At 38.8% G+C, this 15,667-nt stretch carries 15 protein-coding genes and 1 tRNA gene; 1 reads left to right on the top strand and 15 read right to left on the bottom strand.

Annotated features, from left to right (window positions below):
• Nucleotides 1–196: 196 nt before the first annotated feature.
• Nucleotides 197–496: a transposase gene (locus GQ593_RS00990; protein WP_065585449.1), complete on the bottom strand. Its 300-nt coding sequence runs from the start codon at nt 494–496 to the stop codon at nt 197–199.
• Between the two features lie 124 nt (nt 497–620).
• Between GQ593_RS00990 and GQ593_RS00985 the strand changes: the two genes are divergently transcribed.
• Complete coding sequence (locus GQ593_RS00985; protein ID WP_160430209.1) at nt 621–950, top strand: zinc ABC transporter substrate-binding protein; 330 nt, start codon at nt 621–623, stop codon at nt 948–950.
• Nucleotides 951–1,237: 287 nt separating this feature from the next.
• On the opposite strand, the gene GQ593_RS00980 is transcribed toward GQ593_RS00985, so the two are convergent.
• The 14 genes from GQ593_RS00980 to GQ593_RS00915 all read right to left on the bottom strand — a co-directional run bounded on the left by GQ593_RS00980 (nt 1,238) and on the right by GQ593_RS00915 (nt 15,590).
• Nucleotides 1,238–1,768, bottom strand: a complete 531-nt coding sequence (locus GQ593_RS00980) for an integrase core domain-containing protein (RefSeq protein ID WP_237397655.1) — start codon at nt 1,766–1,768, stop codon at nt 1,238–1,240.
• A complete protein-coding gene (locus GQ593_RS00975) occupies nt 1,690–2,064 on the bottom strand; it encodes an IS3 family transposase (protein WP_160430207.1) in 375 nt (124 codons plus the stop codon). Before GQ593_RS00975 ends, GQ593_RS00980 begins: the two co-directional genes overlap by 79 nt.
• Nucleotides 2,064–2,258, bottom strand: coding sequence for a transposase (locus tag GQ593_RS13740; RefSeq protein WP_160430206.1), 195 nt, complete (start codon nt 2,256–2,258; stop codon nt 2,064–2,066). Before GQ593_RS13740 ends, GQ593_RS00975 begins: the two co-directional genes overlap by 1 nt.
• A 213-nt stretch (nt 2,259–2,471) precedes the next feature.
• Complete coding sequence (gene truB / locus GQ593_RS00965) at nt 2,472–3,380, bottom strand: tRNA pseudouridine(55) synthase TruB (protein WP_160430205.1); 909 nt, start codon at nt 3,378–3,380, stop codon at nt 2,472–2,474.
• A 65-nt stretch (nt 3,381–3,445) separates the two neighbouring features.
• A complete protein-coding gene (gene rbfA, locus GQ593_RS00960; RefSeq protein WP_085247488.1) occupies nt 3,446–3,823 on the bottom strand; it encodes a 30S ribosome-binding factor RbfA in 378 nt (125 codons plus the stop codon).
• 65 nt (nt 3,824–3,888) lie between these two features.
• On the bottom strand, nt 3,889–6,528 hold the full coding sequence (gene infB, locus GQ593_RS00955; protein ID WP_160430204.1) for a translation initiation factor IF-2: 2,640 nt from the start codon (nt 6,526–6,528) through the stop codon (nt 3,889–3,891).
• A 17-nt stretch (nt 6,529–6,545) separates the two neighbouring features.
• Nucleotides 6,546–8,021 (bottom strand): transcription termination factor NusA, encoded by a 1,476-nt coding sequence (gene nusA, locus GQ593_RS00950; protein WP_160430203.1) that lies wholly within the window; start codon nt 8,019–8,021, stop codon nt 6,546–6,548.
• A gap of 16 nt (nt 8,022–8,037) precedes the next feature.
• A complete protein-coding gene (gene rimP, locus GQ593_RS00945) occupies nt 8,038–8,499 on the bottom strand; it encodes a ribosome maturation factor RimP (protein ID WP_160430202.1) in 462 nt (153 codons plus the stop codon).
• Nucleotides 8,500–8,690: 191 nt separating this feature from the next.
• Nucleotides 8,691–8,767 (bottom strand) — tRNA-Met (locus GQ593_RS00940).
• 208 nt (nt 8,768–8,975) lie between these two features.
• Nucleotides 8,976–9,782 carry a tryptophan synthase subunit alpha gene (gene trpA / locus GQ593_RS00935; RefSeq protein WP_160430201.1) on the bottom strand — a complete coding sequence of 269 codons (807 nt, stop codon included), beginning with the start codon at nt 9,780–9,782 and terminating at the stop codon, nt 8,976–8,978.
• Nucleotides 9,779–10,972 carry a tryptophan synthase subunit beta gene (trpB, locus tag GQ593_RS00930; RefSeq protein WP_160430200.1) on the bottom strand — a complete coding sequence of 398 codons (1,194 nt, stop codon included), beginning with the start codon at nt 10,970–10,972 and terminating at the stop codon, nt 9,779–9,781. Before trpB ends, trpA begins: the two co-directional genes overlap by 4 nt.
• Before the next feature lie 26 nt (nt 10,973–10,998).
• Nucleotides 10,999–12,381 carry a bifunctional indole-3-glycerol-phosphate synthase TrpC/phosphoribosylanthranilate isomerase TrpF gene (trpCF, locus tag GQ593_RS00925; protein WP_160430199.1) on the bottom strand — a complete coding sequence of 461 codons (1,383 nt, stop codon included), beginning with the start codon at nt 12,379–12,381 and terminating at the stop codon, nt 10,999–11,001.
• A 15-nt stretch (nt 12,382–12,396) separates the two neighbouring features.
• Nucleotides 12,397–14,028: a bifunctional anthranilate synthase glutamate amidotransferase component TrpG/anthranilate phosphoribosyltransferase TrpD gene (gene trpD, locus GQ593_RS00920; RefSeq protein ID WP_160430198.1), complete on the bottom strand. Its 1,632-nt coding sequence runs from the start codon at nt 14,026–14,028 to the stop codon at nt 12,397–12,399.
• Nucleotides 14,028–15,590 (bottom strand): anthranilate synthase component 1, encoded by a 1,563-nt coding sequence (locus tag GQ593_RS00915; protein ID WP_160430197.1) that lies wholly within the window; start codon nt 15,588–15,590, stop codon nt 14,028–14,030. The genes trpD and GQ593_RS00915 overlap by 1 nt, the downstream gene beginning before the upstream one ends.
• Between the last annotated feature and the right edge of the window lie 77 nt (nt 15,591–15,667).

Below are 15,667 nucleotides of genomic sequence, written 5' to 3'. Positions count from 1 at the left end.
TTCTCTTTCTGTAAATCAAAACGAATTCGTCTTGTACCATAAGACTGATAGCTCTGATTAAATAGCGTCACGATTTTATTGGCGTAGGGTCCTACTGATTTTTGTCTATTCAATTTACACTGATAATAAGCGTAATGTCTTGATAATCCTAAATATTGACATAGTTTTGTTATGCTATAACGATGTCGATTTGCTTTTAGGATAGCGATTTTCGTCCTATTATCAGTGCTGCTTGCTTTAAAATATCGTTTTCCATACGGAGTTGTTTAAGCTCTTTACGCAACGCGATTAACTCTTGTTCTTGTGGACTGCGATTATCTTTTGTTTTAAATGAACCGCTTTGGCTTGATTGCGTTATCCAACGGTCCAATGCTGATGGTGTCAAATCATATTCTGCAACGATTTCACTACGTGATTTACCATGTTGATAAAGACTGACCATTTGGTGTTTAAAATCATCTGTGAATGTTCGTCTTTTGCGTTTAATCTTATTCATATTTGTTCCTTTTTTAGTGGTGATAAGTTTACCTTACCCCTTAAAAAAGTTGTATGAATTAGTGTAGCCGATCCAGATAAACCTCCTGCTGATATGAGACCATTGCCAAAAAGGAAAAATTAATATGAATAAATGTGACATATATAAAGAAATGTTAGACTTTGCATTATCGTATATTAGAAATGTTCAGTCTCAAAATGCGATTAGAAAGGCGAAAGATATATCATGTTTTTATGAAGCTGAATTAGTTCATAATATTATGATTAGTATTTTAGAAACAGATTTTAAAGAACATGATATATGGTTTTTAAATAATCAAGCTAAGTTTTATTATGATAATTGTAATGAAGACATATCCCCAAATTATCGGGGGCATATAGAAAGAATAAAGAAATTATTTGAATTGGTTCCTTATCAGCTAAGAAATAAATTAATATGGAGTGGTCCTCAATAAGGAACAAATCCTATGTATTCGCATTACATCCTAAATTTCGTGTATTTGCTAATTAAATGTGAAAATTGATTCTATCAACCAAATTAAAAGGGATAGCGTTGGATCGACGAATAGATCGTCCAGTTATGAGTTTTTCTATCAGCTGGGCAGCCATTAATCGGTATGCTTTATGATAACGCAGGACGTGAATGTAAGCGTCGTCAAGGTAATGGACTGGTTAATTATGATATCAGCACACAGACCTCACTGTAAATATCCCAAACTTAGTACAAGATTCAAGTAGAAAATCATGCTGCTTGTTTTAGTGTTTTATACTCAATCGGTGTCATGTTATTTAACGCCTCATGCGGTCTTTCGGTATTATAAATCGTTAACCATTCTTCGGTTATTCTCCTTGCTTGCACTAAGTTGTTAAAAAGATATAAATCGAGTACTTCAGTACGATAGGTACGATTAAATCGTTCAATATAGCCATTTTGATAAGGACTACTGGGCTGGATATAATCAATGGCTATATCATGTGATTTAGCCCAGTTTATAAAAGTTTTTCCTGTAAATTCTGGCCCATTATCGACTCGTATTTTTAATGGATACCCATGATATTCAGCCAATTTATCTAAGTAACGGGTAACTCTCCCTGCCGGTAAGCTTACTGCAATATCAATGCCTAGCGCCTCACGATTAAAGTCATCGATGACATTGAACGTTCTAAACCGGCGTTGATTACGACTGCTGTCACTCATAAAATCCATTGACCAGCATTCACCTTGTTTATTAGGAACCAATAGCTTTTCTGGTGTTCGTGGGGGGGGATACATTTTTTACGCTTTACCCTGAGATTAAGCTTTAATTCACAATACACCCGATACACCCGTTTATGATTCCATTTATAGCCGAGCTTTTTGATACGATTAAAGCATTTAGGAAAGCCCCAGCGTAAATGCCGGTCTGTGATAGCATTCAACACCGAAACAATCACCGAATCATCCGGTAACTTAGGTTGATAATAGTAAGCACAACGGCTTAAGCCAACAATGGCACAACTCATAGCAATAGTAACAGAATGATTTTGTTGTAGTTGCTGTGCCCACGTTTTACGTGCCTTTGTGGGCACTAAAGCTTTTTTATGATTTCTTCCTGAAGCTGGGATTTTAAGCTCAGTTCGGCAAACATCTGTTTAAGCTTACGGTTTTCAGCCTCCAGCTCCTTTAAGCGTTTGATGTCCGAAGTTTCCATTCCGCCATATTTTTCCCGCCATTTATAGAAAGTTGAGTTAGTTATAGAAAAAATGTTAAAAGAAAACGTCACTATAAAAGAACTTTAGCTACAAAATATATCTATTTGTCAAATCATATTGTAAATTTGGATATAGAGACACATAGTAATTATGCATAAATTTTAGAAAAATTACTATTTTGTATAATAGGATTATCCTATTATACAAAATGCTGCCTAACGGGAATCTTGCCGAAATCACGGGGCATCAGCCACGTCGTTATCGTTTGTTTAAACCAAGCAAGACTAGTTGATGAATGTTGATATTAATCGTTTTGGCGATAATTTGTTACTTTGCATTACACCGGCGCCAATAAATTGCTGGTCTTGATAAATTCGCACTAAGGTTTCAACTTGCGTAGTATTTTCAAGTTCAATGGTTCGTCCTAACAATATATCTTTACCTTGTGCATCAGTCAGCGTGATTTTTGGACGATCTTGTAATGGGCTGTCAACTGGCATAAGTAAGTCATCTTTTTGGTCGATATTTTGTAACTGTTCTAACGTTACCATGTTTTCAATCGGGTAATTGGAAACTTGCAAACGCCTTAAATAAATAACATGTGCCCCACAACCCAGTAATTCGCCTAAATCATCAATAATTGTGCGAATATAAGTGCCTTTAGAGCAGTGTATTTCTAGGGTTAATTCGTTTTTTATGGCATCAAATTGGATAAATTGATTGTCGTAAACGGTAATAGGTCTAGCTTCACGTTCAATGACGATACCTTGGCGAGCATATTCGTAAAGAGGTTTTCCTTGATGTTTTAAAGCCGAAAACATGGTTGGAACTTGTAAAATATTACCTCGAAAATGCGTTAAAGCTTGGTTAATTTGCGATTCGTTCACTTTCACAGGTTTGGTACAAATAATTTGACCATCCGCATCAGAGGTATCTGTACGTTCACCAAGTTTGGCAATCACTCGGTAGCGCTTATCTGAATCTAATAAATACTGTGAAAATTTGGTCGCTTCACCAAAACAGATAGGCAACATACCTGTCGCTAATGGATCAAGAGCCCCTGTGTGACCCGCTTTTTTAGCATTAAATAACCATTTCACTTTTTGCAGCGCATCGTTAGATGTCATGCCTTGGGGTTTGTCTAGTAACAAAACGCCGTGAAGATCACGGCGAGTTCTTTTTATATTCATCATTTATTTTATACTGAAACGCATAGTTACCTGAAACTTTTTAACAAAATTCAGGGCTAATTTTAATATTAATCTTTATGACGCTCATTATCATGCTTGATAACATCCGCCACCAAACTCGACATCTGCATACCTTTAACTAACGATTCGTCGTAAAAGAATTTGATTTCGGGAATAATTCGCAGACGCATCGCTTTGCCAATTAACGTGCGAATATAGCCTTTAGCGTCATTAAGTACCGCTAAACCTTGTTCAATTACTTGCGGATCATCGTCATTTAAAAAAGTGACAAAAACCTTGGCATACGAAAGATCGCGCGAGATATCAACGCCCGAAACAGTGACCATGCCAAGACGAGGATCTTTGATTTCTCGCTGTAAGATAATTGCAATTTCTTTTTGTAGTTCATGCCCTACTCGAGATGAACGGTTAAATGTTTTTGCCATATCTATTTTCCTTAAAAAATGAATAAGCAAGGCCTAAACCTTGCTTATAACATATTGCGTAATAATTAGATAGTACGCTTGATTTCGATGGTTTCAAAAACTTCGATCGTATCGCCAACACGAACATCGTTGTAGTTACGTACACCAATACCACATTCGGTTCCATTACGGACTTCATTAACATCATCTTTAAAGCGACGTAATGATTCAAGTTCGCCTTCATAGATAACTACATTATCACGTAGAACACGAATTGGATTGTGACGTTTAACCACACCTTCGGTTACCATACAACCAGCAATTGCACCAAATTTAGGTGATTTAAATACATCACGCACTTCAGCAAGACCAATGATTTCTTGTTTGTATTCTGGTGCGAGCATACCGCTCATTGCTTGTTTAACTTCATCAATTAAGTCATAAATAACAGAATAGTAACGTAGATCTAAGTTTTCTGATTCGATCACTTTACGTGCTGATGCATCGGCACGAACGTTGAAACCTAAAATAATCGCATTCGATGCTGCAGCAAGCGATGCATCAGTTTCAGTGATACCACCCACACCTGATCCAATAATTTTAACTTTAACTTCGTCTGTTGACAGTTTAAGTAATGAATCAGAAATTGCTTCAGCCGAACCTTGAACATCCGCTTTTAATACGATATTAAGCTCAGAAACATCGCCTTCTGTCATATTAGTAAACATGTTTTCAAGTTTCGCTTTTTGCTGACGAGCAAGTTTCACATCACGGAATTTACCTTGTCGATAAAGGGCAACTTCACGTGCTTTCTTTTCATCACGCACAACGGTGGCTTCGTCACCTGCTGATGGCACACCAGACAAACCAAGGATTTCAACTGGTATTGATGGACCCGCTTCTGTCACTTCTTTGCCAAGTTCGTTACGCATTGCACGAATACGTCCATATTCAAATCCACAAAGAACGATGTCGCCTTTACGCAGTGTACCTGATTGCACAAGAACAGTAGCTACCGAACCACGACCTTTATCAAGGAATGATTCAATCACCACACCACTTGCCATACCGGTTTCGTATGCAGTAAGCTCAAGCACTTCCGCTTGTAATAAAATAGCTTCAAGGAGTTGATCAATACCGGTTCCCGCTTTTGCTGAAACATGAACAAACTGCGTATCACCACCCCAATCTTCTGACATTACACCATATTGAGCAAGTTCACCTTTTACGCGCTCTGGATCGGCTTCTGGTTTATCAATTTTGTTTACCGCAACCACCATCGGCACATTTGCTGCTTTAGCATGTTGAATTGCTTCAATGGTTTGTGGCATCACGCCATCATCAGCAGCAACAACAAGTACCACAATATCTGTTGCTTTAGCACCACGCGCACGCATTGAAGTAAATGCCGCATGACCCGGAGTATCTAAGAATGTAATTTCACCGCTTGCGGTTTTAACATGATAAGCACCGATGTGCTGAGTAATACCACCGGCTTCACCTGATGCCACTTTCGCTTTACGGATATAGTCAAGTAATGAGGTTTTACCATGGTCAACATGTCCCATAATAGTGACAACTGGCGCGCGTGCAACTTTTTCTGCACCGGTATCACGGTCGCTCATAAGTGATTCTTCAAGCTCATTTTCGCGACGTAATACCACTTTATGTCCCATCTCTTCAGCAACAAGTTGTGCCGTTTCTTGATCGATAACCTGATTAATAGTTGCCATTGCGCCCATTTTCATCATGGTTTTGATTACTTCAGAGCCTTTTACGGCCATTTTATTAGCCAATTCGGCAACAGTAATGGTCTCGCCAATAACCACATCGCGGTTAACTGCTTGTACAGGTTTATTAAAGCCTTGTTGTAAGGTACTTTTACCTTTCTTTTTATGACCACTACGTGTCGCTGCGCGAGCTTCTTCTCGTTCTGCTTTGCCTTCAGATAGTTTGCTGCCTTTTTTCTGCTTAGTCTGTTTACCACTACGACCTCGCCCTCGAGCACTTTCAACTTCCCGATCGGTATCATCCTCTGCGGCTCTCGCATATTTAGAGGTGGTCACATGATAATCTTCATCTTCTACATGCTGCTCACTATCATCAACTTTATTATATTGTTCAGCTAGTTTACGTGCTTCCTCAGCCATGCGTTTAGCATCTTCCTCTAGTTTTCGGCGACTTTCTTCTTCAGCTTTACGTTTAATTTCGTTCGCTTCAGCTTCTAATCGTGCTTTTTCCTCTTGTGCTTTTTTTACTTTAGGATCGGCTGAGTGTTCTTGCGCCGCTTTCGCTTTTTCTTCTTGAGCACGTTTTTTGGCTTCTTGCGCCGCTTTCTTTTCTTGTTCTTCAGCTTCTTTGCGCGCTTTTAATTCGGCTTCTTCTTTCGCTTTTTGCTCTGCTTCAAGGCGTGCCTTTTCTTGTTCAGCGGCAATTTCAGCTGGATCACGTTTAACAAAAGTTCGTTTTTTACGCACTTCTACTTTAATTTCTTTGCTTTTGCCACCACCGCTTGACACATTCAAGGTTGAGTGCGTTTTACGTTGCAATGTTAACTTTGTTGGGCCTTGCTGAGGTTTTAAGTGAGCAAGCAAAGCTTCTTTTTCCTTTTGTGTAACAGTATCAGATGCGGTTTTCTTCATACCTGCATCGGCAAACTGTTGCAAAAGTGTTTGCACTGGAGTGTTTATCTCTTGAGCCAGTGTTTCGATTGATACTTTGGTCATGTATTACTTTTCCTCAATTATTCATCTGCAAACCAACAAATATTACGTGCAGCCATAATAAAATCGCCAGCTTGTTCGCTTGTTAAGCCTTCAATATCGTTTAGATCCTCGGTACCTTGTTCAGCTAAATCTTCCAAAGTAATGATGTCATGTTGCACAAATTGATAGGCTAACTCTTGTGTCATACCTGGCAGTTCAAGTAACTCTTGAGCAGGTTGTTTATCGCCACTATTTGCTAGTGCCATTGTGGTTAATGCGTCTTTTGCTCGACTTCTTAAAGCTTGAACCAAATCTTCATCCAGTTCTTCAATTTCAAGTAATTCGTCAACTGGCACATAGGCAAGTTCCTCTAGTGAGGTAAAGCCTTCTTCAACTAATAGCTGAGCAAGACCTTCATCAATATCAAGATGTTTAACCAAATTATTGATTGCTGCAAAAGATTCTGCATGGTGTTTTTCTTGCAAATCTTCAGTGCTCATCACATTTAATGTCCAACCAGTAAGCTGAGACGCTAAACGGATATTTTGACCATTTCGACCAATAGCTTGTGGTAAGGTTTCAGCATTGACAGCTACATCCATGGTATGTTTATCTTCATCAACAACGATGGAAACAACATCTGCTGGTGCCATAGCATTAATTACATATTGAGCAGGATTATCATCCCATAATACAATATCAATACGTTCGCCACCAAATTCATTCGATACAGCTTGTACACGCGCACCTCGCATACCAACACATGCACCAACAGGATCAATACGACGGTCATTACTGCTAACTGCAATTTTAGCGCGTGAACCAGGATCACGAGCTACGCCTTTGATATCGATCATCTCTTCGCCAATTTCAGGGACTTCAATGCGGAATAACTCTTCCATCATTTCAGGATTTGAACGGCTAATGCAAAGTTGCGCCGGTTTATTATTTTGTTCAACTAGATATAAAATACCACGAACACGGTCACCAATACGGAAATTTTCACGCGGTAACATATCATGACGTGACATCATTGCATCAGCATTGTTGCCTAAGTCAAGAATGACACTGTCGCGATTGGTTTTTTTGACAATACCTGTCACAATATCACCAATACGATTTCTAAACATGTCAATTACCATGGCACGCTCAGCTTCACGTACTTTCTGCACAATAACTTGTTTGGCCGTTTGTGTAGTAATACGGTCAAAAGCAACCGATTCAATTTGTTCTTCAATATAATCGCCAAGTTGCACTGATGGGTCTTCATATTGTGCTGCATCTAACGTTATTTCTTTCGTTGGTTGGGAGACTTCATTAACCACTTGCCAACGACGGAATGTATCATAATCACCAGTTTTATGATCGATTTTTACTATAACATCAATATCAACAGCATGTTTCTTTTTAGTGGCCGTTGCTAATGCAGTTTCTAACGCTTCGAAAATTTTATCGCGCGTAAGCGCTTTTTCGTTTGATACCGCTTCAACAACAGCTAAAATTTCTTTATTCATCCTTTATACCCGTACTCTATTTAAGGTTAAAATTAGGTACAATGTTTGCCTTTTGAATATTGCTAAAAGCAAACACTTCATCACTATCATCCACAGTTAATGTAATCATTTCATTATCGATAGACTTAATTCGCCCTTTCCATTTGCGTCGGTTAGCAACAGGAATACGTAAACTAATTGCGACTTCTTCACCAATAAAACGTTGATAGTGTTCAATCGTGAATAAAGGTCTATCCATACCAGGCGATGAAACTTCAAGATTGTAAGCATCTTTGATAGGGTCTTCGACATCAAGCACCGAGCTAATTTGTCGACTAACATCAGCACAATCATCAACAGTTATACCATTTTCACTATCAATATAAACTCGTAACACAGGATAACGGCCACGAATGTATTCAACGCCAACTAACTCAAAACCTAGTGCATTCACTGGCTCTTGAATAATATCGGTCAATTGCTGTTCTATATTAGCCAAACAAACCTCCACTGCAGAAAATAAAAAAGGGCATATAGCCCAACATCACTTTTAAACTCACGCTTAAATCAAAACACGAAAAAAAACCTCGACATGCGAGGCTTACATTCAAAAAATAACTATAATGAAGCCACTTCATTCGAACTTTCAAACAATAACAGGATAGATTGGTTTATGAATGAAAATTTAAGTGGTTGCGGGGGCTGGATTTGAACCAACGACCTTCGGGTTATGAGCCCGACGAGCTACCAAGCTGCTCCACCCCGCGATAGATGAGTGAGAATTATACGGCATTTTCAATAAAATGCAACTGCAAATCACTGTAGTTTTATTCATATGCCTAAAATTGTGAAAAAACATTACACGCTAATTCTAGCGTGTTTAATAATAAAACAAGGCATAACTGATGAATTTATATCAGCACAATAATTCATATTTCAATGCAACTATTTGTACCGATAATTCAGTGCGTTAAATTACTTATGAGTTGCCTTTTTCATGGTTTTAACAAAATTTGCTAACTGGCTAAGCATTTGTTCTGGATTATTGAGATTTTCTTCAATAATTTTAACAGTTGCAGATCCACTAATTGCCCCAGCCGCACCTGATTTAATCACTTCGCTAACTTGAGTTGGCTCGGAAATACCAAACCCTTGTAAAGCAGCAGGCGCTCCAAACTCAATTAATTTTTTTAACAAATGAGTAAGTGGTTTATTCGCGCGATTTTCAGCACCCGTAACACCGGCACGAGATACCAAATAGGTATAACCTTTACCATACTTAGCAATATTTTTAATGACTTCATCATCAGCATTAGGTGGACAAATAAAAATGGGTGCGATATTGTATTTTTCCGCTGCAACTGTAAATTCTTGTGCATATTCAACAGGTAAATCAGCAATCAATACCGAATCAACTCCCGCTTTGGCGCACTTGGCATAAAAATTGTCGATACCATTTTTGAACACTAAATTAGCATAAATAAGTAACCCAATTGGAATATCAGCATGTTGCGCTCTCACATTAGTTAAAATCTCAAAACACTTTTCAACAGTTATTCCCCCTTTAAATGCACGAATATTAGCATTTTGGATAGTTGGACCATCGGCCATCGGGTCTGAAAATGGTATGCCTAACTCTAACGCATCGGCACCAGATTTGATCAATGTTTGAATAATGTTAAAAGACAGTTCTGGCGTTGGATCGCCAACTGGAACAAAAGGAACAAAGGCACCTCGTTTTTCGGCTGTTAATGTGGCAAACAGTTTTTTATAACGGCTCATTCGACTTCTCCTTTTGCTTTTAAAATGTCGTATACGGTAAAGATATCTTTATCGCCACGCCCTGAGAGATTAACAATTAATAGCTGTTCTTTCGTGGGATTTTCTTTGATCATTTTCATAGCATAGGCTAATGCATGTGATGACTCTAGTGCAGGAATAATGCCCTCATGTCGCGATAAAGCCTTAAAGGCATCAAGCGCTTCATCATCGGTAATGGAGACATAATCAGCGCGCCCAATGCTATCTAAGTAAGCGTGCTGTGGCCCAACTGATGGGAAGTCAAGTCCTGCTGATATTGAATATGATTCTTCAATTTGCCCTTCATCTGTTTGCATCATGGGTGATTTCATCCCAAAATAGATACCTAGTTTACCATGTTTAAGCGAAGCTCCATGTTCACCGGATTCAATACCATGACCACCAGGCTCAACGCCAATTAATCTGACGGATGTATCATCGATAAAATTAGCAAACATGCCAATAGCATTTGAACCACCACCAACACAAGCAATCACCGCATCTGGCAAACGCCCTTCTTTTTCAAGGATTTGTTGTTTTGCTTCACTGCTGATCATTTGCTGAAATTCACGCACAATGGTTGGGAATGGATGAGGGCCTGCTGCCGTACCAAGCATATAATGGGCTTTTTCATAGCTTCCAGACCAATCACGTAATGCCTCGTTACAGGCATCTTTTAACGTCGCTGAACCTGTTTCAACTGGGATCACCGTTGCCCCCATCAGTCGCATTCTAAACACATTCGGTGCTTGGCGTTTAACATCTTTTGCGCCCATATAAATTCGGCATTTTAAACCAAGTAGTGCACAAGCTAACGCTGAAGCAACACCGTGTTGCCCTGCCCCTGTTTCGGCGATAATTTCGGTTTTCCCCATTCTTTTAGCAAGTAACGCTTGCCCTAAAACTTGGTTCGTTTTGTGCGCACCGCCATGGACTAAATCTTCTCGTTTTAAATAAAGCTTGGTTTTCGTGCCAGCAGTTAGATTTTTGCATAAAGTTAATGCAGTTGGTCTGCCAGCATAGTTGACTAATAAATCGTTAAATTCTTTTTGAAAGTTGGGATCGTTGATAGCTGAAATAAAGGCGTCCTCGAGTTGCTCAAGTACAGGCATTAATATTTGGGGAACATATTGCCCACCAAATTCGCCAAAATAAGGGTTTAATTTAGACATAACCATTCCTTTTTTTTAATTAAAAATTAAATTTGCTCAAATACAGCTTGAATTTTCTGTTTATCTTTAATTCCTGGTGAAACTTCAACTCCTGAATTAAGATCAACCCCCATCACGCCTGTCGCTAACGCTGCCTTTATATTTTTTGGGTTGATACCACCTGCTAAAATAACATTATTTAAATTGTGATTAGCAAGCATTGTCCAATCAAAACATTTACCCGTGCCACCCGCCCCGTTATCAAATAGATAGCGTGAAACTAATGGATTGTCATGTTTAGGGATGGTGCTTCCAATACTTAGTGCTTTCCAAATTTGGCAAGTTTTAGGTAATTCTTGTCGCAATGTTTCGATATAGTTTTCATCTTCATCACCATGCAGTTGGACAGCATACAAGGATAACTGTTTTGCGATTTGGCATACGGTGTCAATCTCTTCATTTCGAAAAACACCAACCCAATTCAGTGGTGCCGAGGCAATAACCGATCGTGCCTTAATTGGCTGTATATAACGCGCTGAATTTGGCACAAAAATCAAACCACCATAAACAGCACCCGCTTGATAAGCATTTACTGCGTCTTCGGCGCGTGTTAAGCCACAGACTTTATTTTCGCCTAACATTACTTGGCGAATTGCCAACGTTAAGTTTGGCTCAGACATTAACGCACTACCAATTAAAAAGCCATGAGCGTAATGGCTTAATTGTTTAACTTGATTATGAGTATAAATACCTGACTCACTAATAATAATGCGATCGTCAGGAATTGATTTAGATAAAACTTTTACTCGATTTAGATCAACCGTTAGATCCCTTAAATTACGATTATTAATACCGATTACTTTTGCACCCAATTGAATGGCTCTTTCAACTTCGCTTTCAGTACTAGCTTCAGTCAGTATCCCCATATTAAGTTGATGAGCAATTTTACTTAGATGACGATATTCATCATCGTTCAATACAGATAACATTAATAGTATCGCATCAGCTTGATAATAACGCGCTAAATAGATTTGATATTCGTCGATAATAAAATCTTTACAAAGCACGGGTTGTGTCACTTCATTGCGAACTATCGGTAAAAATTCAAAGCTACCTTGGAAATATTTTTCGTCAGTTAGCACCGAAATTACCGAAGCATAATCATTATAAACCTTAGCAATACTAGCGGGATTAAAGTCATCTCGAATTAATCCTTTTGACGGTGATGCTTTTTTACACTCTAAAATAAAGACAGTTTTAGGTTGATTTAGCGCTTGATAAAAATTGCGATCACTTGGGGTTACCGCGGATTGAAAAGTCGCTAGTGGCTTTACAGCCTGCTGCTGAGTTAACCAAATTTGCTTATCTTCAATGATCTTTTTTAATACTGTTGCCATTTCAACATTTTTTACTAATGCTGCAATTGCCATGTTATTCTCCATTTATTATCTTGCTGCTAATTGTTGTAATAGCGCATAGGCTTTACCACTACGCATCATATCAATTGCACGTTGCGCATTTTGTTTTAAATCTAGTTCACCAAATAAGCTCATTAACATCGCAACATTGGCTGCAATAGCGGCCTGATGAGCCGCTTTACCATGACCTTGTAAAATGGCAAGCAGCATATCACGATTCTGCTCAGGCGTACCGCCTTCAATATCTTTTAAGGTAAATGTTGGTAAGCCAAAATCATCAGGCGTCAGAGTAAAGTATCGGATTTCGCCATTTTTCACTTCAGCAACGTAAGTTTCGCCATGAATAGCGACCTCGTCCATTCCTGCACCATGCACCACATAAGCATGGGTATAATTCAGCATGTTTAATGTTTCGGCAATCGGTTTAATTAAATCAGGATGATACACACCTAATAAAATACGTTTAGGGCGAGATGGATTGATCAACGGTCCAAGAACATTAAAGATAGTGCGTGTTTTTAACTGCTGACGAACCGACGCCGCATGACGGAAGCCTGAATGATATTGCTGCGCAAACAAAAAACACACGCCAAGCTCATCTAATGCTTGGCGGGAAGCTTGTGCCGACATATTTAATTTAATGCCTAATGCAGAAAGCACATCCGAAGAACCTGACTTACTCGATACACCACGATTACCATGTTTGGCCACTTTATAACCCAATGCTGCAGCCACAAAGGCACTGGCGGTTGAGATATTAATGCTATTAGTGCCATCACCACCGGTGCCGACAATATCGGTAAAATCATAATCGGGAATATCAAAAGCATCTGCATTTTCAAGTAAAGCCTGAGCGGCACCTGCAATCTCATCAGGTTTTTCGCCTCGAACTTTCATACTAATAATTGCACTGGCCAATATCGTTGGTTCAATTTTTCCTTGAATAATTAAATTAAATAATACTTTGCTTTCTTCTTGGCTTAATGTTTGTCCTAAATACAATTTATTTAGTGTTGGTTGAATATTGTACTCTTGCTTATCAACAATAGCTTCTTGTTTTGGTTGTTCTTTCTGTGCTGGTGGATTAAGTGCCCACGCAATTGTTTGCTCTAATAGTTTTACCCCTTGAATGGTTAGAATTGATTCAGGGTGAAACTGAAAGCCACAAACACGATCTTCATCATTACGCACCGCCATAACAACATTGTTGCAAAGCGCATTAATAGTGAGTGTTTTGGGAATATTTTCGCCTTTTAAAGAGTGATAACGCGCAACCGGTAGCGGATTGGGCAATCCTTTAAACATCGCTTGCTGATCATGTTCAATCAGCGAGGCTTTACCATGCAAAATATCGCCGGCTGGTACAATTGTTCCACCATAAGATTCAACAATCGCTTGATGACCAAGGCAAATACCAATAATAGGTAATTTACCTTTTAAGCGTTTAAGCAATTCAGGCATACAGCCCGCTTCGCTCGGTGCGCCAGGACCAGGTGATAACATTAAAATAGGATTTTGCATTTGTGACAATTTTTCAATAATAACATCGGCAGGAATGGTATTTCGATAAATAGTCACACAATGCTTGCTATTACGTAATTGATCAACCAAGTTGTAAGTAAAGGAATCAATATTATCAATAAATAAGATATTAGCCATTAGAATTCACCTTCTACATGATGTGCTGCCATAATCGCGTGAATGACAGCTCGCGCTTTATTACGCGATTCATCAGATTCAGATTGTGGTTCAGAATCCAAAACCACACCAGCACCAGCTTGTACTGTTGCAACACCCTCTTCTACGTACGCACTACGAATTACAATACAGGTATCCAAATCACCATTCGCGGTAAAATAACCAACAGCACCACCATAGCTACCCCGTTTAACTTTTTCAGATTCGGCAATTAATTGCATAGCACGAACCTTGGGAGCACCAGTTAATGTGCCCATATTCATGGTGGCTTGATAAGCATGCAGCGCATCTAAATCACTACGTAACTGACCAACTACACGCGAAACCAAATGCATCACAAACGAGTAACGATCCACTTTTAATAACTCTTTAGTGTAACGAGTACCTGGTTGACAAATGCGGGCTAAATCGTTACGCGCTAAATCCACTAACATCAAGTGTTCAGCCAGCTCTTTTTTATCAGTACGCATTTCAAGCTCTAACCGGCTATCTAAGTCATAATCTATTTCACCCTTGGCGGTTAATCCACGTGGACGGGTGCCCGCAATAGGGTAGATTTCAACTTGATTGGTTGCTTTAGTGTATTTAAGTGCACTTTCAGGCGATGCGCCAAATAATATAAAATCGTTATCTTGCATATAAAACATATAAGGACTTGGATTATTGTTTTTTAATACCTGATAAGCCGATAACGGATTAGGACAAGGTAAAGTAAAACGCCGTGAAGGCACAGCTTGGAAAATTTCTCCCTGCTCAATCGCATCTTGCATCTTTTTGACAATCGTATTGAAATCATCATCACTTTTATTACAGGTGACCTTGATATTTACCAGCGACTGGGGTTGGATGGCTTTTATTGGTTGATTTAAAGTTGCTTCTAACTCGGCTAATGTTAATGTTAAGCGTTCTATTTCTAGCGCGTCTGACGTAAACGCCGTTGCTTTTAAAATGGATACATGATCTTTATGATTTATCTCTAATAATGTTTCAGCCAAATAAAAACAGAAATCATCACAACGCTGATCAGAAGATAACATAGGCAGATTTTCAAAACCGGCAACAAGATCGTAACAAAATAGCCCACCAACAAAAACCGCATCTTGACCGCATTGCTTAGGAATATTCACAATAGTTAACAATGTGCGTAATGCATCAAAGACTGAGAGTGACTTTAATCGCGAATCTTCATCTTGCAGACTATCAATAGCCGGAAAAACCAATTTAAGGGTTTGTTTATCTATTTGTGTATTGACTAACTTGTCTAAAAAAGCCTGTTGCAATAAAGGTAATAGTTTTTCACCATTTGTAGTCAGTGCCTTAAAAGTGACTTCATTGTTTATTGCCGAAATACGTAATGCACTATCGACAATCATAACACTTTTAATACCTTGCTTATTATCAATTTCAGCCGATTCAAGCAGTAATGTTGCCGGCCGGTTATTACATAATTGACAAAACACTTGAGTCGGATCTTGATAATAACCAATGGTTTTGGTTATCTGTGTTAATGTTGGCTTGTTCATTGTTGACTCTCTATCTATGTTTAATTTTTATTCACACCAATTCTTTGACCTACTAGAAACGACAAAACCCGCACTAA

Source organism: Gilliamella sp. Pas-s25, assembly GCF_009795885.1.
GTDB lineage: Bacteria > Pseudomonadota > Gammaproteobacteria > Enterobacterales > Orbaceae > Gilliamella.
Note: the sequence above shows the minus strand (reverse complement) of the source record. Positions and strands in the feature narration are given on the sequence as shown.

Excerpts from the sequence above, each read along its gene's own strand:
- rbfA (WP_085247488.1), bottom strand. The coding sequence starts at position 3,823 with ATGGCAAAAACATTTAACCGTTCATCTCGAGTAGGGCATGAACTACAA.
- trpB (WP_160430200.1), bottom strand. The coding sequence starts at position 10,972 with ATGTCTAAATTAAACCCTTATTTTGGCGAATTTGGTGGGCAATATGTT.
- truB (WP_160430205.1), bottom strand. The coding sequence starts at position 3,380 with ATGATGAATATAAAAAGAACTCGCCGTGATCTTCACGGCGTTTTGTTA.
- GQ593_RS00990 (WP_065585449.1), bottom strand. The coding sequence starts at position 496 with ATGAATAAGATTAAACGCAAAAGACGAACATTCACAGATGATTTTAAA.
- GQ593_RS00915 (WP_160430197.1), bottom strand. The coding sequence starts at position 15,590 with ATGAACAAGCCAACATTAACACAGATAACCAAAACCATTGGTTATTAT.
- infB (WP_160430204.1), bottom strand. The coding sequence starts at position 6,528 with ATGACCAAAGTATCAATCGAAACACTGGCTCAAGAGATAAACACTCCA.
- GQ593_RS00985 (WP_160430209.1), top strand. The coding sequence starts at position 621 with ATGAATAAATGTGACATATATAAAGAAATGTTAGACTTTGCATTATCG.
- GQ593_RS00980 (WP_237397655.1), bottom strand. The coding sequence starts at position 1,768 with ATGTATCCCCCCCCACGAACACCAGAAAAGCTATTGGTTCCTAATAAA.
- trpA (WP_160430201.1), bottom strand. The coding sequence starts at position 9,782 with ATGAGCCGTTATAAAAAACTGTTTGCCACATTAACAGCCGAAAAACGA.
- nusA (WP_160430203.1), bottom strand. The coding sequence starts at position 8,021 with ATGAATAAAGAAATTTTAGCTGTTGTTGAAGCGGTATCAAACGAAAAA.
- trpD (WP_160430198.1), bottom strand. The coding sequence starts at position 14,028 with ATGGCTAATATCTTATTTATTGATAATATTGATTCCTTTACTTACAAC.
- trpCF (WP_160430199.1), bottom strand. The coding sequence starts at position 12,381 with ATGGCAATTGCAGCATTAGTAAAAAATGTTGAAATGGCAACAGTATTA.